At 74.0% G+C, this 26202-nt stretch carries 11 protein-coding genes; 7 read left to right on the top strand and 4 right to left on the bottom strand.

All coding sequences use genetic code 11. From position 1 onward, the window contains the following. Positions 1 to 208: 208 nt before the first annotated feature. The 4 genes from ACH4S9_RS33315 (at position 209) to fabD (ending at position 11325) form a co-directional block, all read left to right on the top strand. Positions 209 to 6571, top strand: a complete 6363-nt coding sequence (locus ACH4S9_RS33315; protein WP_398375291.1) for an amino acid adenylation domain-containing protein — start codon at positions 209 to 211, stop codon at positions 6569 to 6571. A gap of 52 nt (positions 6572 to 6623) precedes the next feature. Further along, positions 6624 to 7769: a glycine amidinotransferase gene (locus ACH4S9_RS33310; protein ID WP_398375290.1), complete on the top strand. Its 1146-nt coding sequence runs from the start codon at positions 6624 to 6626 to the stop codon at positions 7767 to 7769. Between the two features lie 413 nt (positions 7770 to 8182). Next, positions 8183 to 10225 carry an elongation factor G gene (gene fusA, locus ACH4S9_RS33305; protein ID WP_398375421.1) on the top strand — a complete coding sequence of 681 codons (2043 nt, stop codon included), beginning with the start codon at positions 8183 to 8185 and terminating at the stop codon, positions 10223 to 10225. A 146-nt stretch (positions 10226 to 10371) separates the two neighbouring features. Continuing rightward, positions 10372 to 11325 (top strand): ACP S-malonyltransferase, encoded by a 954-nt coding sequence (fabD, locus tag ACH4S9_RS33300; RefSeq protein ID WP_398375288.1) that lies wholly within the window; start codon positions 10372 to 10374, stop codon positions 11323 to 11325. A 39-nt stretch (positions 11326 to 11364) separates the two neighbouring features. Here the strand turns inward: fabD and ACH4S9_RS33295 are convergent, their stop codons facing one another. Then, complete coding sequence (locus tag ACH4S9_RS33295) at positions 11365 to 12357, bottom strand: Lrp/AsnC family transcriptional regulator (protein WP_398375287.1); 993 nt, start codon at positions 12355 to 12357, stop codon at positions 11365 to 11367. A gap of 29 nt (positions 12358 to 12386) precedes the next feature. Here ACH4S9_RS33295 and ACH4S9_RS33290 point away from each other — a divergent pair, with 29 nt between their 5' ends. Further along, a complete protein-coding gene (locus ACH4S9_RS33290) occupies positions 12387 to 13988 on the top strand; it encodes an AbgT family transporter (RefSeq protein WP_398375285.1) in 1602 nt (533 codons plus the stop codon). A gap of 43 nt (positions 13989 to 14031) precedes the next feature. Further along, entirely contained in the window at positions 14032 to 15186 is a 1155-nt protein-coding gene (locus ACH4S9_RS33285; RefSeq protein WP_385350755.1) for a M20 family metallopeptidase, read from the top strand. A 17-nt stretch (positions 15187 to 15203) separates the two neighbouring features. Here ACH4S9_RS33285 and ACH4S9_RS33280 read toward each other — a convergent pair whose 3' ends face one another. Genes ACH4S9_RS33280 through ACH4S9_RS33270 form a run of 3 tightly spaced genes read right to left on the bottom strand, consistent with a single transcriptional unit; the run spans position 15204 to position 25002 of the window. Then, on the bottom strand, positions 15204 to 16301 hold the full coding sequence (locus ACH4S9_RS33280; protein ID WP_385350758.1) for a hypothetical protein: 1098 nt from the start codon (positions 16299 to 16301) through the stop codon (positions 15204 to 15206). Between the two features lie 47 nt (positions 16302 to 16348). After that, positions 16349 to 19096 (bottom strand): right-handed parallel beta-helix repeat-containing protein, encoded by a 2748-nt coding sequence (locus ACH4S9_RS33275; RefSeq protein ID WP_398375283.1) that lies wholly within the window; start codon positions 19094 to 19096, stop codon positions 16349 to 16351. Further along, a complete protein-coding gene (locus tag ACH4S9_RS33270) occupies positions 19093 to 25002 on the bottom strand; it encodes a putative T7SS-secreted protein (protein ID WP_398375281.1) in 5910 nt (1969 codons plus the stop codon). Before ACH4S9_RS33270 ends, ACH4S9_RS33275 begins: the two co-directional genes overlap by 4 nt. 204 nt (positions 25003 to 25206) lie before the next feature. Here ACH4S9_RS33270 and ACH4S9_RS33265 point away from each other — a divergent pair, with 204 nt between their 5' ends. Then, the gene (locus ACH4S9_RS33265; RefSeq protein ID WP_311723207.1) at positions 25207 to 26193 is read left to right on the top strand and encodes a hypothetical protein; all 987 of its coding nucleotides are present in this window, start codon (positions 25207 to 25209) and stop codon (positions 26191 to 26193) included. Positions 26194 to 26202 lie beyond the last annotated feature (9 nt).

Raw genomic sequence — 26202 nt, 5'->3', positions numbered from 1 at the left:
CAACGCCGCCCGCCCGCAGGGACGTCGGCGGGCAGGGAAGCTGCCGGTCGGCTGCCTGGCCCGCGCCACGGCCGCGCGAAATCATCGTGGCAGATGGCCGAAATCGGTCACTAGCCCTTGCCCGGCTTACCTCTTGCCCCTTCCTATGACCTGCCGCTCGCTTCGGCGCGCGCCGCCGACCGCTTCCGGGGAACCGACAGTGAACGAAGTGTCCCAGTCGCCGATCGAGTCCGTGCTGCCCCTCACGCCGCTCCAGGAGGGCATGCTCTTCCACGCTCTGTACGACTCCGAGGCTGCGGACGTCTACACCATCCAGGCCCCGTTCGAGCTGCTCGGAGACGTCTCGCCGAAAGCGCTGCGCGCGGCCTGCGCCGCCACGCTCGCCCGCCACACCGTGCTGCGGGCCGGCTTCCGCCAGCGGGGCAACGGGCAGGCGGTGCAGCTGATCCGGCGGACCGTGCGGACGCCGTGGACCGAGCTCGACCTCTCCGCGGATCCCGAGTCCGTACGCCGGAAGAAGCTGCTGTCCTTCCTCGAGGAGGAGCGGTCGCGCCGCTTCGACATGACGGCTCCGCCGCTGATGCGGTTCGCGCTGGTCCGCCTCGCCGAGCGCCAGTACGCGTTCGTCATGACGTACCACCACATCCTGCTCGACGGCTGGTCCCTGCCGCAGGTGCTGGCGGACCTGTTCACGCTCTACCACCAGAAGGCCGAGGGGGACGGCCCCGGTGCGGGCGACGGCGGGCTGCCCCCGGTGACGCCGTTCTCCGACTTCCTGCGGTGGCTGTCCCGGCAGGACCGCGCCGCCGCCCAGGAGGCGTGGCGGTCGGCCCTCGAGGGCCTCTCCGAGCCGACGCTCGTCGCCGCCGGGGCCCCGGCGGCGGGTGACGGGGAGATGCCGGGGCTGCTGCACATCACGCTTCCCCGGGACGCCACCGAGGCGCTGTCGGCGACCGCACGCGGCCACGGGCTGACCCTCAACACGGTGGTGCAGGGCGTCTGGTCGCTGCTGCTGTCGTTGCTGACCGGGCGTGACGACGTGGTGTTCGGCCAGACCGTGCACGGCCGGCCGCCGCAGTTGCCGGGCGTCGACTCGGTGGTGGGCCTGCTCATGAACGCCGTCCCGGTCCGGGTGCGGATCGACCCCGCGGAGCCGATGGCCGCCCTGTTCGCGCGGATCCAGGACGAGCAGCTCGCGCTGGCCCCGCACCACCACCTCGGACTGACCGAGGTGCGGCGGCTGTCCGGTCTTGACACGCTCTACGACACCTCGACCGGCTTCGGCGACGTGCCCTTCGACTGGGCCTCGGTGCGGGACAGCGTGCCGGGCCTGCGGATCACCCCACTCGCCGAAGACACCGCGGACGATGCGGACGGCGCGGACGGCGCGGACGGCGCGGACGGCGCGGACGGGCAGGCGAACGGTCAGCAGGAGATCACCGGCGCCACCCACTACCCGCTCAGCGTGGTCGCCGTGCCCGGCGCTCAGCTGAGCCTGCACATCAGCTACCGCCGGGGCCTGTTCGACGCCACCCGTCTGGAGCTGATCCGCACCCGGCTGCGGCTGCTGCTCGACACCTTCGTCCACTCCCCCGCCACCCCCGTCGCGCGCCTCCCCTGGCTCACCGGCGAGGAGCGCGCGCGGGTGCTGGGCGAGTGGGCCCACCGCCCCGGGGCGCGCCCGGCCGAGGCGTACGAGCGCACCCGGGCGACGCTCCCCCAGCGCTTCGAGGCCCAGGCGCGCCGCACCCCCGAGGCCCCGGCCGTGGCCGACGCGGCGGGGACGCTCACCTACCGCCGGCTCGACGAGGCCGCCAACCGGATGGCCCGGCTGCTGCTGAAGCGGGGCGTGCGGCCGGGAGACCTGGTCGCGGTGGCGCTGCCGCGCGGCACCGATCTGATCGTGGCGCTGTTGGGCGCGCTGAAGGCGGGGGCCGGGTATGTGCCGGTCGACCCCGGATATCCGCCGGAGCGCGTCACGTATCTGCTCGCCGACGCCGCCCCGTCCGCCGTCGTCTGCGCGGACACCGGCCACCCCGCTCTCGCCGCACACCCGTCGGCGGTGCCGCTCGGCGACCCCGCGGTGCGGGCGGAGCTGGCGGCGCTCCCCAGGCACGGGGTGGACGACGCCGAGCGCGGCGCCCCGATCCGCCCCGCCGACCGCGCCTATGTCATCTACACCTCGGGGTCGACCGGCCGCCCCAAGGGCGTGGCGGTGGAACACCGCACGGTCGACAACTACCTGGCGTTCGCCCGCGCGGCCTACCCGGGCCTGGCCGAGCAGGCGCTGGTGCACTCGCCGCCCTCCTTCGACCTCACCGTCACCGGCATCTTCGGCCCGCTGACCTCGGGCGGACTGGTGCGCGTCGTCGACCTGGACGACTTCGACGCGCCACCGGGGCCCGCGGGCGTGGCGCCCGCGTTCGTCAAGGCCACGCCCAGCCATCTGCCGCTGCTGGTCGCCTCCGACGGGCAGTACTCGCCGACGGGCGAACTCGTCCTGGGTGGCGAGCAGTTGACCGGGGAGGCGCTGGCCGCGTGGCGGGCCCGCCACCCCGGAGTGACGGTCGTGAACGAGTACGGCCCCACCGAGGCGACCGTGGGCTGTGTGGAACACCGCCTGGAGCCCGGGGATCCGCTGCCGCAAGGCGCGGTGCCGATCGGCCGGCCCGTCCCCGGTGCCCGGATCTATGTCCTGGACCCGTCTCTGCGCCCGGTCCCGGCGGGCGTCCCCGGCGAGCTGTACATCGGCGGGGAGGTGCTCGCCCGCGGCTACGTCGGGCGGCCGGGGCTCACCGCGGCCCGCTTCGTCGCCGACCCGTTCGGCGATCCGGGTGCCCGGATGTACCGGACCGGCGACATCGCCTGGTGGCGGCCCGACGGCACCGCGGTCTACGGCGGCCGGGCCGACGACCAGGTCAAGGTCCGCGGCTACCGGATCGAGCTGGGCGAGATCGAGGCCGTGGTGGGGAGCGACCCCGCCGTCGCCCAGGTGGCCGCGGCCGTACGGGAGGACCGCCCGGGTGCGCCGCGCCTGGTGGCGTACGTGGTGGCGGCGCCCGGACGGGACGCCGAACCGGCCGCGCTGGCGGAGCGGATGGCGGAGCGGCTGCCCGCGTATCTGCTGCCGTCGGCCTTCGTCACCCTGCCCGCGCTGCCGCTGAGCCCCAACGGCAAGGTCGACCGGGCGGCGCTGCCCGCGCCGGATCCCGCGCAGGGCACGGCGGCGCCCCGGCCCCAGGAGACAGGAAACAGTCAGGAGACCCGGTCGGACGCGGGAGCGGAGAAGGCCGCGGCGGCGGAGGAGGACACGGCGGCCACGCTGGTCGGGCTCTTCGCGCAGGTGCTCGGCGCTGACGCGGTCGGGGCCGGGGACGACTTCTTCACGCTCGGCGGCGACTCCATCACCGTGATCCAACTGGTGGCGCGGGCGCGCGAGGCGGGTCTGCGCCTCACCCCCAAACAGGTCTTCGCCCATCGCACGGCCGACGCCCTGGGCGCCTTCCTGCGGCAGCAGGCGGGCCCGGCCCCGGCCTCGGCACCGGCGGCCGGCTCCCCCGCGGCTGACGAGGAGTCCGCCACCGTCCCCGCCATGTCGATCACCCGCCGGCTCCTGGACCACGGCGGCGCCATCGACGCCTTCCACCAGTCCACGCTGCTCCGGGTGGCGCCCGGGCTCGGCACCGACCGGCTGGCCGCCGCGGTGCGGGCCGTGGTGGAGCGGCACCAAGCGCTGCGCGCCCGGCTGCGGGACGACGGGTCGCTCGCCGTGGACCCGGTGGCCCCGGGCGGGCCGTGGGGGGCGGTACGGCGGGTCGATGTGCGCGGCCTGTCCCCCGAGGCGCTGCGCCGCCGGATCTCCGCCTGCGCCGGGGAGGACGCCGACGCCCTCGCCCCGCGCGACGGCGTCATGCTGCGGGCCACCTGGTTCGACGGCGGCGAGGACCGGCCGGGGCGGTTGCTCGTCACCGTCCACCACCTGGCCGTCGACGCGGTCTCGTGGCACATCCTGCTGACCGATCTGTACTCCGCCTGGCAGAGCCGCGCCACGGAGCCCGCCGCCCCGGTGCCCGTACCGCTGCGGGAGTGGAGCCACCGGCTGCGGGCCGAGGCGACGGCGCCCGCCCTGCTGGACGAGCTCCCGTACTGGCGGCGGACCCTGCGCGCGGGCGGGATCCCGCTCACCGGCGCGCGGCTCTCGCCCTCCCGGGACATCCACGCGACGGCCGGTGAACTGACCCTCACACTCCCCGAGGAGCTGACCGCGCCGCTGCTCGCTGCGGTGCCCGCCGCCCTCGCCACCCACACCAGGGAGGTGCTGCTCACCGGCCTGGCACTCGCCGTCGCCGCCTGGCGGCGCCCCGCGGCGGGCGGCGGCACAGCGGTGCTGGTCGACGTCGAGGGGCACGGCCGCGAGACACTCGGCGAGGACATCGATCTGTCGGGCACCGTCGGCTGGCTCACCTCGCTGTATCCGGTGCGGCTCGACGCCGGGATCGGCGACTGGGACCCGGACGGCGATCCGCCGCTCGCCCGCCTCGGCGAGGCCGTGCGCCGGGTCACGGCCCAGGCCGGGGAGGTCCCCCGGCGCGGGATCGGCTTCGGCCTGCTGCGCCATCTGAACCGGGACACGGCCGGCGAGCTGTCGGACTGCCCGGCCCCGCAGCTCGGCTTCAACTACCTGGGCAGGCAGGACGCCGCCACGGACGCGGACTGGAGCGTGGCCCCCGAGTCCGACGCGCTGCCCACCGGGGCCGATCCGCGGATGCCGATGACGCATGTCGTCGAGGTGAACGCGGCGGTCGAGGACGGCCCGGCGGGCCCGCGGCTGACCGCCCACTGGCTGTGGGCCCGCCGCCTGCTGACCGAGGCCGAGGTCGGCGACCTGGCCCGGCTCTGGTTCGCGGCGCTGCGCGCGCTGGTGGCGTACGGGACGAGCGCGGAGGCGCTCCCGGCGCCGGTACTCCCGGCGGACGCGCTCTCGGCGGGCTCCGCGGAGCGGGACGAGGCGGAGGTGTCCCGGCTCGCCACCCGGATCGGCATGCCCGTCGCCGAACTGCTGCCGCTCACCCCGACGCAGGAGGGGCTGCTCTTCCACGCCCGGTACGACAGCGGCGATCTGGACGTCTACAACGTGCAGATCACCCTGGAGGTGCGGGGCGCGCTCGACGCCGAGCGGTTCCGGGCCGCCTGTGACGCCCTGCTGCGCCGCCACCCGATGCTGCGCGCGGGCTTTCTCCAGCGGCGGTCGGGGGAGCCGGTGCAGGTCGTCCCGGAGTCGGTCCGGATGCGCTGGCACACCCACGATCTGACCGGCCTGGACGCGCCGGAGCGGGAGGCGCGGCTGGCGGAGCTGCTGGAGGCCGACCGGCGGCAACGCTTCGATGTGGCCCGGCCGCCGCTGGCCCGCTGCACCCTGATCGCGCTGGCCGAGGAGCGGCGGACGCTGGCCCTGAGCATCCACCATCTGCTCGTGGACGGCTGGACCACCTCGCTGCTGCTGCGCGATCTGCTCGCGCTCTTCGACCACGGCGACGACGGCGGGCTGCCGGCCCCCGGCCACTACCCCGACCATCTGCGGTGGCTGGCCGCGCAGGACCGCGACGAGGCGCGCACCGCCTGGAGCGGCGCGCTGGCCGGCCTGACGGAGCCCACCCTGGTCTGCCCGGACCAGGACACCGCGCGGATCCGCGCCCTGCCGGAGCGCCTCGTGGTCGAGCTGTCCGAGCCGGACACCTCCGCGCTGCTGGAGGCGTCGCGCCGGGCCGGTGTCACGCTGAACACGCTGCTGCGGGCCGCGTGGGCGCTGTGCCTGCACCGGCACACCGGGCTGCGGGACCTCGTCTTCGGGGCCACGGTCTCGGGGAGGGAGGCCGAGCTGCCCGGGGTCGAGGAGATGGTGGGGCTGTTCATCAACACCGTGCCGGTGCGGGTGCGCCTGGATCCGGCCGAGCCGCTGGCCGCGCTGCTGGCGCGGCTTCAGGAGGAGCACGCCGAACTCCTCCCGTACCACCACCTGGCGCTGACGGACATCCAGCGGGCGGCGGGGCTCGGCACGCTGTTCGACACCTGCGTCGTCTTCGAGAACTTCCCCACGGCCGAGGCCCTGCCCAGCCCGGAGGACGGGCTGCGGCTGACGGACGTGGCCGGCCACGACGCCTACCACTACCCCCTCAAGCTGATGGTCGCGCCCGGACGGCAACTGCGCCTCGAACTCGGCCACCGCCCCGACCTGATCGACGCCGAGGACGCGCGGCGGATGGTCGCCCGGTTGCGGGAGCTGCTGGCCGGGCTGCCGACGGCGCTGGCGGACCCGACCGGGCGCTTCCTCGACGACGTCTCCACGCCGGCCGTCGAACCCGCCGTGCGGCGGCTGTGCGAGCTGATCGCCGAGGTGCTGGGACGCGAGTCCGTCGGGGCGGACGACGATGTGTTCGCCCTCGGCTGCGACTCGCTGACGGCGCTGCGCCTGGCCGGCCGGATCGAGGCGGAGCTGGAGCTGGAGCGGAGCGTCGAGGTCGCCACCGTCTTCCGCTGCCGCACCGCGCGGGCCCTCGACGACGCACTCTGACCCCGTCTTACGAAACAGGCAGGTGGACGCGCACATGCGATACCCGGCAGTCATGAATTCGTCGGTCGTCAATTCATGGAACGAGTGGGATCCGCTCCAGGAGATCGTGGTCGGCTCCGCCGACCGCGCCTGTTTCGAGCCGACGGAGCCGGGCAGCCGGCCCGCGCTGCGCGACACCCCCGGCCTGCCGTTCCCCACCGGCCCGAAGTCCGAGGAGGACATCGGGCAGGCCAACGAGGAACTGGACGGTCTGGTGGCCCTGCTGGAGTCCCAGGGGATCGTGGTGCGCCGCCCCCAGCCGCATGACTTCTCCACCCCGGTCCGCACCCCGGACTTCGAGGTCAGCAACCAGTACTGCGCGGTCTGCCCGCGCGATGTCATGATCACCATGGGCAACGAGATCATCGAAGCCACCATGTCGCGCCGGGCCCGGTACTTCGAGTACCAGCCCTACCGCACGCTGGTGTACGAGTACTGGAACGCCGACCCGCGCGTCGAGTGGACCACCGCGCCCAAGCCGTCGATGGGCGACGGGATGTACCGCGAGGAATTCTGGGACTGGCCGCTGGAGAAGCGGCACGAGCGGATGCATTCCTTCGAGTTCTGTGTCGGCCAGGACGAGGTGATCTTCGACGCCGCGGACATGAGCCGGCTGGGGCGGGACATCCTGGTCCAGGAGTCGATGACCACCAACCGGGCGGGCATCCGGTGGCTGAAGCGGCATCTGGAGCCACGCGGCTTCCGGGTCCACCCGGTCCACTTCCCGCTGGACTTCTTCCCCTCGCACATCGACTGCACCTTTGTGCCACTGCGCCCGGGCCTGGTCCTCACCAACCCCGAACGGCCCCTGCGCGAGGGCGAGGAGAAGATGTTCCTCGCCAACGACTGGGAGCTGGTCGACGCCCCGCAGCCGGTCCTGGGCAATGACGAGATGCCGCGCTACTGCCAGTCCTCCAAGTGGCTCTCGATGAACGTGCTCAGCCTGTCCCCGACCAAGGTCGTCTGCGAGGAGCGGGAGAAGCCGCTCCAGGACCTGCTGGCCAAGCTCGACTTCGAGGTGTTGACCGTGCCGTTCCGCCATGTGTTCGAGTACGGGGGCTCCCTCCACTGCGCGACCTGGGACGTACGCCGCGAGGGCACGCGCGAGGACTACTTCCCCGCGCTCCGGTACGAGCCACTCGTCCGCCCCACGGGCTGACCCACGTTCCAGCCCGTCGGAAAACCGGGTGCCCCGCCCGCGCCGGCTTCCCTACACTCGCCACGAACCGCGCGCCATCCACCACATCGCGGCGCGCGCCGTGACGAATGAGGGGAGTCGGCCGTGCGTGACCGCGCCGCTGTCGTCGTTCCTCCGTCACAGTACGAGGTGATCCTGGTGTCTTCGGGCGCCCGGTGCCGGCTGCGCGGCCGGCTCCGGATGCCCGTGACGAACGCCTGACCTTTCCCTGGGAGCCTCCCCGGGAGCCCCCTGGGAGTTCCGCCCGGCCTGACCACAGGCCGCTTCGTCCGGGAACTATCGCGCCGCCCTTTTCTGGATCACTCCGAAAGGCCTCGGCCGTGCGTACCGACCTCAACCTCCGTCGCAATCCCACCAGTTCGCCCGCGAATCCGATGACCGGCGTCCGCAACCTGGGCATCCTCGCCCATGTCGACGCGGGCAAGACCACCGTCACCGAGCGGATCCTGTACCTCACCGGGACCATCCACAAGCGTGGCGAGGTCCACGACGGCACGACCGTCACCGACTTCGACTCCCAGGAGCGCGACCGTGGCATCACCATCTTCGCGGCGGCGGTGAGCTGCGCCTGGGACGGCCACCGGATCAATCTGATCGACACCCCCGGCCACGTCGACTTCTCCGACGAGGTGGAGCGCTCGCTGCGGGTGCTCGACGGGGCGATCGCGGTGTTCGACGCCGTCGCCGGGGTCGAGCCGCAGAGCGAGTCGGTGTGGCGCCAGTGCGACCGGCACGGTGTGCCGCGGATCGCCTTCGTCAACAAGATGGACCGCGCCGGGGCCGACCTGGACGCGGCGGTCGAGTCGATCCGGGAGCGGCTGCACCCGGCCCCGCTGGTCGTCCAGTTGCCGATCGGCGCGGAGGACGGGTTCACCGGGGTGGTGGATCTGCTCAGGATGCGCGCGCTGGTGTGGCCGGACGGCCACGGCACCTGCGAGGAGGGCCCGGTGCCGGACGCCCTGCGGGAGGAGGCGCGGCGGCGCCGCCGGCTGCTGGAGGAGGCGGTGGCGGAGCTCCACCCGGGAGCGCTGGAGGAGTTCTGCGCCGAGTCGGCGGTCTCCACGGCGACCCTGGCCACCGCGCTGCGCGAGCTGACCCTCGGTGGCGAGGGCGTGGTGGTGCTGTGCGGCTCGGCCTACCGCAACCGCGGCGTCGAACCGCTGCTGGACGCCGCGGTGGCCTATCTGCCCTCGCCGGTGGATGTGCCGCCCGTGCGCGGCATCCGGGGCGACGCGGTGGAGGAGCGGGCCGCCGACCCCGGCGGGCCGTTCGCGGCGCTGGTGTTCAAGGTGACGTCGACCGCCACCGGGCGGCTGACCTATCTGCGGGTGTACTCGGGAACGATCGGCAAGGGAGAGGTGGCGTGGGACGTGGGCGCGCGGCGCACCGAGCGGATCGGCCGCATTCTGCGGGTCCGGGCCGACCGCCACGCGGAGGTGGACCGGGCCGTGGCCGGGGACATCGTGGCGGTGATCGGGCCGAAGGCGGCCCGCGCCGGGGCCACGCTGTGCGCGCCGTCGGCTCCGCTGCTCCTCGAACCGCCCACGGTGGCCGACCCGGTCGTCTCCGTGGCGGTCGAGGCGCGCGGGCGCACCGACGCCGGCCGGCTGGCCACGGCGTTGGCGCGGCTGGTCGAGGAGGATCCCTCGCTCGCGGTCAGAACCGACCCCGAGACCGGTCAGACCGTGGTGTCCGGGATGGGCGAGCTCCATCTGGAGGTGGCGGTGGAGAAGCTGCGCCGCGCCCATGGGCTGGACGTCGCCGTGGGACGGCCGAGGGTGGCCTATCGGGAGACGGTCGCCCGCGGGGTGTCCGGGCTGCTGTACCGCCATGTCAAGCAGGACGGTGGCGCCGGCCAGTTCGCCCATGTCGTCCTCGACGTCGAGCCGCTGGGCGCTGTCGATACGGGTGGCGGCGCGGTGGACTTCGGTTTCCGGTCGACCGTCGTCGGCGGGCGGGTGCCGCAGGAGTACGTCCGGGCGGTGGAGGCCGGTTGCCGGGACGCTTTGGCCGAGGGTCCGCTCGGCGGTCACCCGGTGACCGGGGTACGGGTCACCCTGACCGACGGCGCCACCCATTCGAAGGACTCCTCGGAGATGGCGTTCCGTACGGCCGGGCGGCTCGCGCTGCGGGAGGCGCTGCGCGCCTGCGCGATGGTGCTGCTGGAACCGGTGGTCGACGTCACGGCCACGGTGCCGGACGACGCCGTGGGCGGGGTGCTCGGTGATCTGGCGGCGCGGCGCGGCCGGGTCTCGGGCACCGCCGCGCGGGCCGGCACGGCGGTCATCACCGCGACCGTGCCGCTGGCCGAGTTGTTCGGCTATGCGACCAGGCTGCGCGGCCGGACCCAGGGCCGGGGAACGTTCACCACCCGGCCCGCGGGCCACGCCCCGGCCCCCGCGCCGGCGTCCCGGTAGACCGGCGACGGCCCCGCCCCTGACGTGGGCGGGGCCGTACCGGCCGGGCCGGGCGGTGTGTGTCCTCGCCGTACGGCCCCCCGATGTCCGCCCTGGTCGTATCTTTGCGGTGTGCGCATTGCTTTCCCTCGGCAACGGAGGCTGATGTGAACAGAATTGCGTTCCTCTTCCCGGGACAGGGGTCTCAGGTACCCGGAATGGGAGGGGATCTCCTGGCGCGGCATCCGGACCTGGTGCGCCCGTACTTCGACACCGCGGACGAGGTGCTGGGCATACCGCTGAGCCGGCTGTGCTTCGAAGGCGACCCCGAGGAGCTGCGGGACACCGCGGTCACCCAGCCCGCGGTGTATCTGGCGAGCCTGGTGTCCGCGGTCGTGCTGCGCGAGAAGGGCGTCGTCCCGGCCGCGGTGGCCGGGCACAGCCTGGGCGAGTACACCGCGCTGGTCTGCGCGGGGGTGCTCGACTGGGTGGACGCCCTGAAGCTGGTGCGCCGGCGCGGGGTGCTGATGTCGGAGGTGAACCGCCGCACCCCCGGCCGGATGGCGGCCGTCATCGGACTTCCCTCCGACCGGGTGCGGGAGTTGTGCGAGGAGGTGTCGCGGGAGCGGGGGCTGGTGGTCGAGGTCGCCAACTACAACGCGTCGCGGCAGACCGTCGTCTCCGGCGTCGTGGAGGGGGTCGCCGAGGTGTCCCGCAGGGTCCACGAGGAAGGCGCGAGCCATGTGGCCGAGCTGAGGGTCGGGGCGCCGTTCCACTGCTCCCTCATGGCGGACATCGCGGCGGAGTTCGGCGAGCATCTGGACGCGGTGGACTTCGCCACCCCCTCGCTGCCGGTGGTGGCCAATGTGACGGCCGGATATGTGTTCTCCGGGGAGGAGGCGCGCGGGCTGCTGCGCCGTCAGCTCGCCGCCCCGGTGCGCTGGCAGGAGACGCTGGACCTGCTGGCCCGGGAGGAGGTGTCGGCGTTCGTCGAGGTCGGTCCCGGGCGCGTGCTCACCAACCTCAGCCGCGCCGGACATCCGCAGGTGCCCGCCATGACCGCGGGCACCGACCGGAAGATCGGTGAGGCGGTGGAGAGGCTGAGCCCGGCGCTGGTGTGACGGCCCGGCGGGCGCCCGGGTCCGGGCGCCCGCCATGCCCTACATCGGCCCGCTCACACCGTCGCGGACGACTCGCCCGCCCCCCGTGTGCAATCGGCCGTCCTCCCGCGTGATCCAGTACCGCCGCAGCACATCGAGCACCACCGACACCTCGCAGGCGGTGATCCCGGGGAGGCTGGCCAGATCGCTGGTCAGCAGCCCGGCCAGCCCCTCCTCATCGCGGAACACCCCGTGGTGGATGACTGCGGAGGTGCCCGCCACCATCGACACATACCGCGCCGAGGGATGCCGGGCGAGCGTGTCCGCCACCTCCTGGATGGCGCCGGGCGCGGCCTGTACGGCGACGACCACCTCCAGCGCATAGCCCAGGAACACCGGTTCGATCTCCACGCGCGGCCGCACCAGACCGCGCCGGAGCAGCGACTGGATCAGCCGGTACGCGGTCGACTGGCTGATGCCGGCCGCGCGGGCCACCTCGGCCGCGCTGGCCCGGCCGTCGCGGCGGAGCAGTTCCACGGCCCGTAGCTCGTCGGCGCTGAACTCGGCCGTCCCGGCGGGCTCGTCGCGCGGATCGGCCAGCGCCCGCAATGCGCTCAACTGGTCCTCGTCGAGCCGGTGCAGCCGCCAGGCGTCGGACTTCGTCGCGGCCCGCAGCACCAGTTCGCTGTGCGCGGACCGCACCCCCGGCACCGAGGGGATGTCCGCCATCAGCAGTTCGCGGGCCCGGCTCCGCCGGGCCGCGTGGAGCGAGCAGTAGACGTCGGAGCGTCCCGTGGTGGTGGCCACGAACGGGACTTCGGGCAGTTCGGAGAGGTGGCGGGCGACCTCTCTGGCCTGCCCCGGGGCGGTGGCCACCCAGACGTGCATGGGATGGCCCTCGGCCAGCATCGGCCACTCCACCTGCCCGATCACCCGCAGCAGGCGCTCGTCCTCCAGCCGGGTCAACCGGCGTCCGACGGTGCTGGCCGAGGCGCCGAGCACCTCGGCCAGCGCGCTCAGCGGCGCCCGCGGCGCCACCTGCAAGGCGGCCACCAGGTCGAGGTCGGCGTCGTCCAGCCTCGGTGAGCCCGAACGACGCCACGACCACGCCCGGCCACAGCCCGCGCAAGCCGCCCCCGCACCCCGCCGACGACACCTCGGCGGCGCTGGCCCGGCTGCTCCGGCTGCTCGGGGCGATCGAGCGGGCGGGTAACAAACTGCCCCACCCCTTCTGGCTGTTCGGCATCCTCAGCGCCCTGCTCGCCCTGGTCAGCTGGGGGTTGGCCGCCGCGGACGTGTCCGCGACCGACCCGGCGGGCGGCGAGGACGTGGTGGTGCGCAGCCTGGTGTCGGTGGACGGCGTGCGGTCGATGATCACCGATGCGGTGACGAACTACGCCACCTTCCCGCCCCTGGGCACGATCCTGGTCGTCATGCTGGGCGTCGCCGTCGCCGACCGGTCGGGGCTGCTCACCGCGATGCTGCGGGCCGGGGTCGCCAAGGTCCCGGCCCGCTGGATGACCTTCGCCGTGGCCTTCACCGCCATGGTGTCCCACGTCGCCTCCGACGCCGCCTATGTCGTGCTGGTGCCGCTGGGCGGGCTGGCCTTCCGGGCGGTGGGGCGGAGCCCGGTCCTGGGCATCGTGGTGGCGTACGTCGGGGTGTCGGCCGGCTATGACGCGAGCCCGCTGATCACCCCGATGGACGCGGTGCTCGCCGGGCTGACCACGGCCGCCGCGCACACCGTGGACCCCGGCTACTCCGTCACCCCGCTGTCCAACTACTTCTTCTCCCTGGGCTCCTCGGTGGTGCTGGCCGCCGTGATCACTTTCGTCACCGAGAAGGTGCTGGCCAAGCGGGTGGCGGCGCTGCCACCGGAGGCGGAGGAGGCCGAGGACGACGACGCCGGTCTCGGCGGGCTGGAGCTGCGCTCCGAGGAGCGCCGCGGGCTGCGCCGCGCGGGGTTCACCCTCCTGGTCTTCCTCGGGGTGGTCGTGGCGGCCATGATCCCCTCGGGTTCCCCGCTGCGGGGCGAGGGCGGATCAATCGTCGAGTCGCCCGTGCTCACCGGGATCGCGGTGGTGCTCGGGGTGTTGTTCGCCCTGCTCGGCGCGGTCTACGGGCGGGCGGCCGGCACGGTGCGCAGCGGCCGTGACATCCCGGACTTCATGGCCCAGGGGATGCGCGAGATGGCCCCGATCCTGGTGCTGTTCTTCGCCATCTCCCAGTTCCTCGCCTACTTCAAGTGGACCGGCGTCGGCCAGGTGCTCGCCATCCGCGGCGCCGATCTGCTCAAGGACCTGGGGGTGACCGGGCCCGTGGCCTTCCTGGGCATCCTGGTCGTCTGCACGGTGATCAACCTCGTCATGACCAGCGGATCCGCCATGTGGGCGCTGGTCGCCCCGGTGTTCGTGCCCATGCTGATGCTGCTGGACGTGCCCCCGGAGGCCACCCAGGCGCTCTACCGCATCGCCGACTCCTGCACCAATGCCATCACCCCGATGAGCGCGTACTTCATCATGGCCCTCGGCTTCCTCCAGCGGTACCGGCGCTCCGCGGGCATCGGCACCCTCGCCTCCCTCACCCTGCCGCTCTCCGTGGCGATGCTGGTGGCCTGGACGCTGTTCTTCTACGCCTGGTGGGCGCTGGGCATCCCGCTCGGCCCCGGCGCACCGGTCCGCTGAACCCCACGCCCCGTCCCCCGCTCTCCGGAAGGATTTCTGTTCCATGACGCTCCCCGACCTCACCGCGTACGCCCGTCGCGTGCTGCCCGAGATGACCGACGATCTGCGGACGGTGGTGGAGCTGGAGACGCCGAGCGACGACAAGGCGCTGCTGGACGCCGGGCTGGCCGCGATCGGCACCTGGCTCGTCGAGCGGCTCGGCGAGCCCGACGAGACGGAGCGGCACGACGGCGGCGAGCACGGCGACGTACTGGCCGTCACCTACCGCGGCACGGCCCCCGGCACCGTGCTGCTGCTGTGCCACTACGACACGGTGTGGCCGGCCGGCACGCTGGCCGAGTGGCCGTTCGAGGTGAAGGACGGCCGGGCCACCGGCCCCGGGGTCTTCGACATGAAGACCGGCCTCGTCCAGGCCGTCTGGGCGCTGCGCCTGCTGCGCGAGCTGGAACTGCCGCACCCCTCCGTGCGCCTGCTGCTCAACGGCGACGAGGAGATCGGCAGCCCGGCCTCCCGCCCGCACATCGAGCGGCTGAGCGAGGACGTGTCGGCCACGTTGGTCTTCGAGGCCGCGCAGGACGGGGCGCTGAAGACCGCGCGCAAGGGCGTCGGGCTGTTCGAGGTGACCGCGCACGGCGTCGAGTCGCACGCGGGCCTCGACCCGTACGCCGGGGCGAGCGCGATCCACGCCCTGGCCGAGGTCGTCCCGGCCATCGTCGCGCTCGGCTCCCGCGAACACGGGACCACCGTGAACGTGGGGGTGATCAGCGGTGGCACGGGCCGTAACGTGGTCGCCGCCCGGGCGCGGTGCGGGATCGACATCCGGATCGCCGAGCCGGCCGAGATGGCGCGGATCGACGCCGCGCTGAACGCCCTCGCACCCTCCGACCCGCGGGTGCGGCTGACCGTCGACGGCGAGTGGAACCGGCCGCCGATGGTCGCCCACGAGGCGTCCGCGGCGCTGTTCGCGCGGGCCGCCGCGATCGCGGCCGAGCAGGGCTGGGAGCTGCGGGAGACCGCGGTCGGCGGGGCGAGCGACGGCAACTTCGTCTCCGCCCTCGGCCGACCGGTCCTCGACGGGCTCGGCGCGGTGGGCTCCGGCGCCCACGCGCGCCATGAGCACACGCTGCTCGACCACCTCCCCGCCCGCACCGCGCTCACGGTCGGGCTGCTGAACGCCCTGGCGGCGGACGGGGCGTGAGGCGATGGGCCGCGGGGTCAGGTTCGGCAGGTGACCTTCATCTGGGCGGCCGCGTGATGGGCCAGGTTCCAGCCGGCCGACCAGTCGTCACCGCGGTCGAGCAGCTTGATGCCGATCTTGCCCTGCTTCACCGCGAAGCTGCCCACGTTCACCCACTGGGCGCGGTGGCCCGCCTGGTTGACGGTGAAGGAGTCGTACTTCGTGGTCCGGTCGAAGGGGTCGGTGAGGACGTGGTACGTGGTGGGGTGACCCGCCACGTCACGGTCGTTGGGGCCCTTGGGGACGTACACCGACAGCTGGCAGCTCTTGGCCGAGGTGCCCGGCTCCCACCACCACATCACCCGGCTGTTGGCGTCCTTGGCCGGGTCGCCGGACATCGGCACGGAGGCGAACACGCCATTGCAGCCGTGGCCCACATAGCCGCCACCGCCGAGGGAGTACCAGCCGCCGTCGCCGTCGGTGTAGCGGTTCTGCTCGTAGTAGCCGCCCCGCGGCGGGGTCGGGCAGCTCGGCCCGGCGTAGTCGGTGTAGATCACCTTGCTGCCGGTCGACTTGGGGGCGCCGCCCCCTCCCCCGCCACCGCCGCCGCTCGTGGCCGGGGCGTTGCCGCCACCGCCACCGGACCCGGAGGAGCGGTCGTCCCCGGACGCGGGCGGCGCCCCGGCGCCGCCGCCGTCGCCGCCGCCTCCGGTCGTGCCGCCGTCCCCTCCGGTGCCCCCGCCGGAGCCGCCGCCGGAGGTGCCGCCGCCCGAACCGCGCTCGTCGCCGGTGCGGGGGGCCGCGCCGCCCTGCTCGTCCGCCCGGCCGGGCTTCGGGGAGGCGGAGGTGGTCCCCTCCCGGTCCGCGGCCTTGTGCCCCGCGGCCACGGTCCTGGTGGTGTCCTTCTCCTCCTCGAAGCTCAGCTGGGACACACCCGCCGAGACCAGCACGACGGCGCCGACCGCGAGACCTGCGGTCACCGGCACCCCGACCACCGTGGTCCACACCCTGCGGCCCGGTGCCAGGCCGCGCAGCGGCACCCCGGCCCGCCGGGCGAAGGTGTCGGCGAACCCGCGCCGCTCCGTGCGCTCCCCGCCCTGTGTCTTGCCCTGTTCGTCGCGGCTCGGCTCGGACACCGCGGCCTCCTTCTGAGAGCTGTCGTTCGTCGATCGGGGTGCTGCGGTCATCGCGGTGACTCCGGCAGCTCGGGCACATCGAGTTCGGAGAGTGTCATCAGCTCGCTCTCCGAGGGGATTTCGATCTCCGACACCCGATACGCCTGCCGCTCCGTCATGGCCTGGAACACCTGCCGGGCGGAGCGGCCGTTGCCGAACCTGCCGTCCCTCGGCAGGAGTTCGAAGTAGCCGGTGAGAGAGGCGCGGGCGGCGTCGGTCAGATCGTACTGGTGCGAGGCGGCGTGCCGCTCCACGATGCGCAGCAGTTCCTCGGTGTCGTAGTCCTCGAACATCAGCGTGCGGTTGAACCGGGAGGACAGGCCGGGGTTGGAGTCGATGAAGCGCTCCATCTCGTTCGGATAGCCCGCCACGATGACCACCACCGAGTCCCGGTGGTCCTCCATCAGCTTGACCAGGGTGGCGATGGCCTCCTGCGCGAAGTCGTTGCCGCCCCCGCCCTGGGCCGGGGCCAGCGAGTACGCCTCGTCGATGAACAGCACCCCGCCCATGGCCTCCTGGAACACCCGCTGGGTCTTGGGGCCGGTGTGGCCGACGTACTCGCCCACCAGCGAGGAGCGGTCGGCCTCCACCAGGTGGCCGCGCTCCAGCAGCCCCACGGCGGCCAGGATCCGGCCGTACAGCCGGGCTACGGTGGTCTTGCCGGTGCCCGGGTTACCCGCGAACACCAGATGGCGGCTCAGCGGTGGCGCGGCAAGCCCCGCCCTCTCCCGGCGCTGCACCGTACGCATCAGCTTGACCAGGGACGACACATCCTGCTTGACGCGGGCCAGGCCGACCAGCCGGTCCAGCTCGCCGAGCAGTTCCTCCAGGCTCTCCTCGGCCGCGGGGGCGTCCTGCGGCGCTTCGGTCGCCGCGGACACCTGCCCGCCCCCGGGCCCCGCGGGCTTCCGCCCCGGCGCTCCCCCGGCGGTCTCCGGCGCGGGCCACCGCGCGGACTTCACCCCGACCGAGACGCAGTCCACCACCTCCGGCCGGGCGCCGGGCTCGGCGCTCAGGTCCTCGGCGGCGTCCCGGACCCGGACCCGGAGCAGCGCGGGCGCGGCCCGCTCGGCCAGGTGCACCGCCGGGAAGCCGGGCCGGACGATGTCCAGGTCCTCGAAGACCCCGACGCCGCCCTCGTCCACGATCAGGCCGTTCTTACCGGGCCTGACGATCCGTACGCCGGTCACTCGCGGCGCGGCCTCGCCCGCCACGACCAGCCCGGAGCCCGTCGCCTCCCGGATCTCGGTGTCGGTGACGCGCGCGGTGGCGCCCGTGGTGAACACCAGGCCCGCGGTGCCCGGCCGCAGGATCCGGCCGCCGGACACCTCCGCGTCGCCGCGGCCGAGGGTGATCCCGGCCCGCCCGGCGTCGGTCACCTCGCAGTCGGTGAGCCGCAGCGGGCCGTCCGCCCCGGCCGTGACGCCGCCCAGACAGCGGGTCACGGCGAGCCCGGACGCCTCGGCGCGGGCCGCGCCCGCCAGGTCCAGGCCCGACATCCCGCAGTCGGCGAGGCGGGTGTCGGTGAGCGTCACGGCGGCCTCGTCGACCGCGTGCACCCCGTGCTCGGGGGTGTCCCCCGCCCGCACCCGGGTGAGCGAGGCGGCCGTTCGCCCGCCCAGGTGGACCGCGCTGTAACGGCAGCCGGTCAGCTCGCTGTCGGCAAGGTCGACGGCCGCGGTGCCGGTGGCCAGCAGCCCGTTGGCGGCCGAGTCCCGTACGGTCACCTCGCGCCCGGTCAGCCGGGCCGAGCCGTAGGCGCCGAGCGCCGTGGACCCGGTGCGTACGACCGTCACGGCGGCCAGCCGCACCAGGGCGCCGTCGCCCGCCGCCACACCGGAGCCCGCGCAGTCGCGCAGCACGGACGCGGTGACCTGGAGCTGCGCCGGGCCGGTCACGCCGATGGCGTCGGCCGCGGGGCCGGTCAGCTCGCAGCCGCGCAGCACGACGCCGCCGGTGGCGTCGTCGGCGTCGGGGGCTTCCGGCAGCGGTGAGCTGCCCAGCGCGCGGACCGCCTCGCCCCCGGCGTCCCGGACCCGGCAGTCCGCCAACAGGGCCGCGGCCCGGTCCTCGGTGAGCAGCCCGCTGCGGCCGGGGCGGTCGACCAGGCAGCCGCGCAGCACCACGCGGGCGTCTTCGCGCGCCCGGATGCCCGAGCCCGCAGCGGCCCGGATCTCGGTGCGCACCAGCTCCACTCGGGTGGTGCCGCCGACCACAAGACCCGTGCCGTCGATGTCCGCCAGCAGACAGCCGGTGAGGTGGACGGCGCCGGTGGTGCGGAGCAGCACCCCGGCCAGCGCGGCGCCGGACAGCACCGCGTCGGCCATGCTCAGCGCGGCGTCCCCGCGGACCTCCAGCCGCCCGTGCCGCACCCCGCCTCCCGTCCAGTCCGTGGCGCCGCCCGCGAGCAGTGCGGCGGGCTGGTCCGCGGCCGCACCGCGCACGGTCACCCCGCGCAGCGTCAACCGGGCGCCGGGCAGCACCTCCAGGGCGGGGCGGCCTGGCGCGGGCGCGGCGAGCGTCACGGCGGCGCCCGGCGGCGGGCCGTCGGGCGCGGGCGTGTCGTCGCCGTCCGGGTCCGCCGCGGTGAGGGTCACCTGGCCGGCGATGCGCACGGTCTCCTCGTAACGGCCGGGGGCGATACGGATCTCGTCGCCGTCCGCCGCGTCCCGCAGCGCCGCGGCGATGGTCCCGTAGGGCTGGTGCCCATGCGCCGAGACCAGGCGCACCGGGGCGTCGAGGCCGAGGGACGTCATGCGCTACCTCCGAACGAGCCGGGCGGCCGGGGGTTTCCGGGGCCTGGGGGCTGAAGCCGGTCCAGTCTCGCCTGGGCCTCGTCGAGCATGGCCAATGCCTCTTGCTCCGCGGCCAGGGCGCGTTCGAGCTCGCTCGGCCCGGAACTTCCCCCGGCCGCCCGGCCGGGGAGCGCCTCGACGGTCTGGCGCCACTCTGTCGCCCGGCGCAGAGCCGTCTGGGCGCCCGCGACGGCCTGGTAGGCGGCGGTCAGTGCGGCCGGGGCCACGGGCGGCGGGAGCTGCGGAAGTTGCGGGAGCTGCGGAACGGGCGGGGCGGGCTGCTCGGGGGCGCGGGTGGCCCGCGCCTTGCCCTTACCCTTCCCCTTGCCCGTGGGCGCGGGGCCGGTGGAGCCGTCCTGGGCGGCGCGGGGGCGCTTGGCCGGCCCGGGTGCGTCGACGGAGCCCGAGGTGTCCGCGCCGCGCGGGCGTTTGCCCTTCGGGGTGGGTGCGTTCCCGCCGTCCTGTCCGCCCCCGCCCCCGGCACCGCGCCGGCCGCCCCCGCGCCTCGGAAGCGGCTGGTCGGGGACGTGCGCCGACCAGCCGCTGCCGTCGGGGCCGGAGTTCCAGGTGAGCTCGAGGGTCGGTCGGCGGTTTCTGGCCGCGACCCCGACGGCCTCGACCGTGAAGGTGGTCCCGTCCCCGGCGGTGACCCGGATGTCCCGGCCGAGCGCCGCCGCGTACTGGGTCAGCAGGGCGCCCCGGGCCGGGTCGTGGGCGAGGGCGCCTCCTGCGGCGCGGAACGTCGCGAAGTCGGCCGTCGGCGGGTGCAGCCTGCCGTCCACCAGCCGTGGGAAGAACCTCTCGACGTCGACGCCGGCGGCGTTGATCTGGTCCAGCATCCGGCCGAGCGAGTTGGCGCCGCCCTGCCGCAGGTCCTGGAAGGCGCGCCCGACCAGATTGCGCATCATCTGGAGCGGGTGCAACGAGAGATCCCCGGTGGCCCGGGCCGCCTGCTGAAGGGCGTGGAAGAAGGTGCCGGGGGCCGTGGGGAGCTGTCCGCGCACCAGGTGTTCACGGTTGAAGTAGGCCAGATGACGGGCGAGATAGCCCTCGTCGTGGCTGAGCGCGAGGGACTGCGCGGCAAGCCGCATCTGCTCGGGGTCGATGCCCGCGAACAGCCGCCCGTCGCCGGGCACCCGGGCGGACACCGCGAGACCCACCCGATTCTTGCCCACGATCCCCAGGCTGTCGTCCAGCGCCGCCGACAGGTCGGCGGCGAGCCGGGAGCTGGGCAGTTCGCCGGGCGGGTGGTGGACCGGCCACAGGGGGTCGTTCCAATTGCCGCCCCTGATGGTCTGTTTGAAGGAGTCGCGAACCGGCTTCAGCTCGATGCCCTCGCGGGCGGCCTGGCTGTTCTGGCCCGCGCCGAGCTCGTCGCGGCTGAACAGCCGGTCGAGGGGGTTCTTGAGACCGGCGTGGTCCTGCGGCAGCTTGCCCTCGTCGTACCAGGTCTTCATCAGCCGGGACAGGTCGGTCTCGGTGGACGCCTCCCGGAACCTGGTCAGATACGGCACGCCCCGGTGCGGCAGAGTGTTGTTCGCGGCATGCATCTCGCGCAGGGTGCGCAGCTCATCGAGCGCCCGCTGCCCGATGTTCCCCGACGGGATGCGCAGCGACTGGTCGAGCTCCCAGGCGTTCAGCCGGTTGAGCCGTTCACTCAGCTCGCCGAACTCGGCGCCGCCGAGACCGAACCGCACCCGGATCAGATCGTCGGTGAGCAGGGTCGCGGCGGCGTCCACGAAGAGGTTGGGTTCGGGGCCGTACGCCAGCTGCGGGTGGAGGCCGGTGAGCCGGTCGCGGATCCGCATGTCCTGCTCGATCCGGCGGATGAATTCCAGCCGCATGTCCTCCAGCGGGGGCCTGGGGTTCTTCCGCTCCTTCAGCGTCAGGTTCTCGAGCCTGGCCCGGGTGTCGTCGATCAGCCGGTCGGCACTGCCGACGGGCGGGAGCTCGGGCGCCCGGTAGCCGCCCGCCATCATCAGCGGCCGCAGTGGGTTGCCCACCTCGTATCCGTCCTCCACGACCTTCAGCGCGCCCTCCCAGTACTCGAAGACGTGTTGGCCGCCGGGGACCAGGTGGGGGTAGTTGTCGAAGTCCATGATCGCGTGGTACGGGTGCAGATTGTCGGCCATCATCGAGCGGACCATGTGATGGGTGGCCTGGCTGTCGAGCGTGAGGTTGCGCGCCGTGCCGTAGACGAAGTGGCCGGCCGGGTACGGGCCGAGCGGCGTGGCCACCAGGGCCAGCGGATGCCCGAAGGTGGTCTGGCCGAGGGCGTCCGCGATGGCCTGGCGGATCGCGGGCAGCTGGGCGTGGGAGCCGTTGACCCCGATCACCACGCCGATCCGGCCGTCGAAGCCGTTGAGTCGGTGGGTGAGGGCGTTCAGGAAGCCCTGAAGGCCGTCGCCGAGCTGGTCGAACCGGACGATCGCGGTGACCACGAAGCCGAGCTCGCGCGGCTGGGTCTCGATGGCGCGGACCCAGGTCATGTAGTCCGCGCCCGTCATGCCCGCGTGGCCGCCGTTCGTCAGCTGCATGAAGGCGTCGTTCACCATGGTGTGCGCCGGGGTGGCGCCGCCCGGCACGGCGCCAGGCGGGGGCCAGACGTGGGCGCCGCCGGTCGGGGCGGTGACGGCCTGGCCGACCGGGGGCGCGGCCGGGGGCGGGTCCACGTCCATCGCGCCCGGCTCGGGGGTCTGGTCCGGCAAGGTGCCGCGCGGCGTGCCCGGGTCCGTCGCGTCGGTGATGTCGTCCATGACATCGTCCACAGTCTGGGTCTCCGGGGACGGCGGCGGAGGCGTTCCATCCATGGAGATGTCGGACGGGGAGGGCGAGTGCCGGGTGCCGCCCGGCAGTCCGCCCCGCTCGTGGAACATCTGGACGGTGATGGCCTGCATTTGCCGGCGCGTGCCGCGCGGATCGATGCCCAGCCGGTCCAGCCGGGACTCCGCCGCGTCAACGCGCACGCGGACCGCACCGAGCTTGTCCAGCGCGCTGAGCTGTGCGGCGGACGGCCCCCGGGAGCCGCCCTGCCCCGGCGGGGGCGTGGTCAGCTCCACCTGCCGCTCGGCCTTGCCGAGATCGGACAGGGCGCGCTCGTACGACGCCCACGCGTTGAGCCGCGTGGCGGCCTCGGAGCCGCTGGTGCCGCCCATGATGAGCTGGTGGGTCTCCCGGATGCGCTGGTTGATCGCGGCCATGGGGGACAGCCCGCCGAACCGGCCCTTGTCCGGGGACGGCGAGCCGTACGGCGGCGGCATATCGGCCGTCGCCTCCCGGTACGGCGGGGGCGGCTGTACGGCCGTCTCGCCCGTCTCGGCGAGCTTGGTGTGCGGTGCGGTGGTCTCGGGCGGGCGGCCGGGGTGTGCGACGAGGTCCAGCGCGTCCCCCACCCCCTTGGCGCCGCCGCTCCCGGCGGCGTCGAGCGGGCCGCGCGCGGACACACCGCCGGGCGGCGGAGCCGACCGCGCGCTGAGCCCGCCCGCCGAGGACGCCGCCGATGCCGCCGACGACGACGCGGCCGGGGGCGGTGGCGCGGCGCGCTCGCCGCGCAGCAGGTCCATGGCCAGGTCGTGCGCGGCGGCGGCGGACAGCGGCTCCGGGACGCGGATGGCGCCGCCCGGCGGCGCGGCGGCAGCGCCGGCGCCGGTGCCGACCGGCGCGCCGCGCCCGGGGGCGCCCGGCGGCGCACTCGCCGCGCCCGCGTGCACACCCGCGGGCGCGGGCGTGCCCGGGGCGGCGTGGACGCCCGGGTCCGCGTGGGCCGCCGCGCCTGGGCCGTGCGCCCCGGTGCCCACCGGCGCCATGTGCGCCGCGGCGCCGGGCGTGTGGCTCCCGGCAACGCCCGCGGGGGGCGTCGCACCGACGACCCCGGCGGCCACCGGGCCACTGCCCACGACCGTGTGCGCGGCGCCCGGCGCGTGGCCCCCGACGACCCCCGGCGGCGGGGTCGCGGCCAGAGCGCCCGCGTGGGCCGTGGGTGCCGCCGCGCCGGTGGGCACCGGGGCGGTGCCCGCGACCGTGTGCGCGTCCACCGTCCGGGGGGCCGCGTCGCCGATCCGCAGGGTGATGCCGTCGCCCCGGATGGCGGTGACGGCGACGTCCCCATGCGCGAGGGCGTTCAGCTCGGGGAAGGTCAGATCGTTCAGCGCCTCGGCGTGGCCGACGGCGCCGCGTGCCATGGTGACCCCGTCGGACACGCCCCCGGCCGACACCAGGCCGGGCACGGACTCCTGGCCGGTGTGGGACACCGAGGACGGGGTGTGGGCGTCGCGCAGCAGGTCGATGGCGGTGTTGCCGGGCAGGAGGAGATTGTTGTCCAGCCGCACGTGGCCGGCGGCGAAGTCCATCTGATGGAGCGTCTGGAGGCCGTGGCCGCCGGGCGCCGCGTGGGCGGCCGGGACGACCAGGCCGCCCGGGCTGGTGGTCATCCCGTGGGGCAGCGGCGCGGTGGTCAGGCCGTGGGACGCGCCGAGCCCCTGGGGCGTCAGGGCGCCCAGGTTGACGGTGGGCAACTCGGTCAGCGGGGTCAGCGGTACGCCCCCCAGGGTGCCCGTACCGAGGCCGCCGAGGTGGAGGCCGCCCCCCGGCAGAAACGCGCCGGGCGGCCGGATGAGCCCGGTGGGCACCAGGGCGCCGGGGCCGGTCTGCACCGGGGGAATGCCGTGCAGGGCCGCGTCCGTACGTCCCGCGTTGGCGAGCAGGGCGTGCAACTCGGGCTGGGCGATGCCGAGAACGCGCTCGCCGAAGGCGAGCCGGGCGGCGCCGCCGATGCCGAGGACGCTGAGCTCGGTGAAGTTCAGCGGGAGGATGGTGGCGGCGCCGACCCGTGCGAGCCGCTGGAGATTGGCCAGCGAGTAGGCACCGGCCTTGGCCCAGGCGCCGATCGAGGAGGCGGTGACGCGCGCCCAGTCGCTGCCGATCGCGCCGAGCGCGCTGTTCCAGCCGCCCTTCAGGGCGTTGCCGAAGCCCTTGCCCAGCGCGATGACGTCGATCTTGACCAGCGGGGCGAGATGGGCGCCGATCACCATCGGGGCCACGACGATCTTGGGCAGGCCGGTGAGCGAGGAGAAGTGGCTGATCTGGCCGAAAAGGCCGCGCCCCGCGCCGGTCAGGCCGCCGACCACGCCCTTGAGGCCGTTGCCGAGGCCCTTGATGATGGCGCCGACGTTGATGGCCTTGGTGGTGGGGAAGAGCACGCCGAGGAAGGCCAGACCGAGTTCGAGCCCGCTGGCCTTGCCCTGGCTGAAGTCCACGATGGTCTTGATGAGCAGGACGGCGTTCATGCCCCAGGCGATGATGCCGAGGATGCCGCCGGTGAAGACCGCGATCACCGAGATGATGATCGTCAGCCACTGGAACGCCTCCCAGAACAGGTCGCAGTCGCTGACCGGCTGGACCATCAGCTCGCCCGCGTCATGGAGTTGCCGGCGCAGCTCGCCCGCGGCGTTGGACACGTCGGTGCGGGCGTCCTCGGCGCGCTGGGTGAGCGGCTGCCGCTGCGGATCGTCCTCGGCCAGCCCCTGGGCGGTGGAGAGCGCCTGGTCGGCCTCGCCCTGAGCGGTCTCGACGGCGGTCGCGTAGACGCGGATGGCGTTTTCGGCCTTGCGGAAGGACTCCTCGACATGCCCGACGAAGTTGTACAGATGGCTGTCCACCATCTCGCGCAGCCGGTCGGCGGTGACGCCGATGAACCGCTGTCCGTCGCCCGCGGTGGTCTGGAGCTCGCGCAGCCCGGTGTTGATGACCCCGGCGGAGGTCGCCAGGTCGCGCATGGTGTCGGCGATGGTGTTCAGCATGGCAGGGTCACCCGGGACCGGGTCACCGCCGAGGCCGAGCGCACTCCAGTCGCCGGGACGGGTCGGCACGCTGCTCCTCCCCCTGACGGTCAGCTGTGGTTCCGGCGCCTCATCGGTGGGCGCCTACACTGGCGTAGCGCACCGACGGGCGAAAGCGGTTCATTGGAATGAACGGTACGTCAGAGCTGGTTGATTCCTGAACGGGACCACGCTTTCGGGCCGTCGGCCACGGTGGAAATGTGTGCACCGTAGCGAGCCGACCCAGGGGGGACCGTGCCTGACATCGTCGTCGATTACGAGCTGCTCAACCAGGTCGCGCAGAAGGCCAACAGCCTCAAGGAGCAAGTCAAGCAGGCCCGGGAGGGCAATCAGAACTACACCACCGAGCAGGTGGGCGGGGGCGTCTCCTACGCCATCCAGGCGTACTACGAGGTCTGGAAGGGCTCGTTCAAGCGCTCCGAGGAGAAGCTGGAGAAGCTTCACAACCTGTACGAGGGCGTCGCGAAGGGCTGGGCCGACTGGGACTTCCGGCTGGCCGGGGAGGCCAGCAAGCAGGAGGCGTCGCTGGCCGCGGATCTCTACCGCACGCAGAAGGAGATCTGGGACGACTGGCAGGAGGCGGTCGCCAAGGGGTACGTCGACCCGAACGACCCGCACGCGCCGAAGCCGCCGGGCGAGCGCGAGAGCCAGTGGTCGACCACCGACGGCCATGGCAACACCACCACCACGACCTACGAGTACGGCCCGGACGGCAAGCCCACCAAGATCACCACCACGATCACCACCAGCAGCGGGCTCACCTCCACCGACACCACCAACTACCACCCCGACGGCACGTACGACTCGACCGCCACCGATGTCTACGGCAACGTCACCAACACCACCGGCAACTCGCAGACCACCGAATCGGGGGACCACAAGAACACCACGGACACCTTCAGCAGCACCACCAAGACCCCGGACGGCAAGCAGTCCACCACCACCGGGACCACGACCTCGGACTACAACTCCGCCACCGGCCACCGGGACTCCACCACGACCTACACCACCACGGGGCCCGACGACGACGGCGAGGAACAGACCGTGCACGGCACGACCACGTCCTCGCTCGATGTGAACGGCCATGAGGTGATCGAGACGATCGAGGTCCACGAGGACGGCAGCGGCACCCGCACGGTGGAGACGGACGGCCGCAAGGAGGAGTGGACCAGCGACCACGCGGACCAGAACTCCGGCTGGGTCCCGAAAGAAGACGACTAGACAAGGCAG

The organism is Streptomyces sp. NPDC021225, assembly GCF_044332865.1.
Classification (GTDB): Bacteria; Actinomycetota; Actinomycetes; order Streptomycetales; family Streptomycetaceae; genus Streptomyces.
The sequence above is the reverse complement of the archived record's forward strand: the minus strand, read 5'-3'. Positions and strand labels throughout refer to the sequence as shown.

Coding starts and splice junctions, on each gene's coding strand:
- fusA (WP_398375421.1), top strand. CDS start 8,183: ATGACCGGCGTCCGCAACCTGGGCATCCTCGCCCATGTCGACGCGGGC.
- ACH4S9_RS33275 (WP_398375283.1), bottom strand. CDS start 19,096: ATGACGTCCCTCGGCCTCGACGCCCCGGTGCGCCTGGTCTCGGCGCAT.
- ACH4S9_RS33285 (WP_385350755.1), top strand. CDS start 14,032: ATGACGCTCCCCGACCTCACCGCGTACGCCCGTCGCGTGCTGCCCGAG.
- ACH4S9_RS33310 (WP_398375290.1), top strand. CDS start 6,624: ATGAATTCGTCGGTCGTCAATTCATGGAACGAGTGGGATCCGCTCCAG.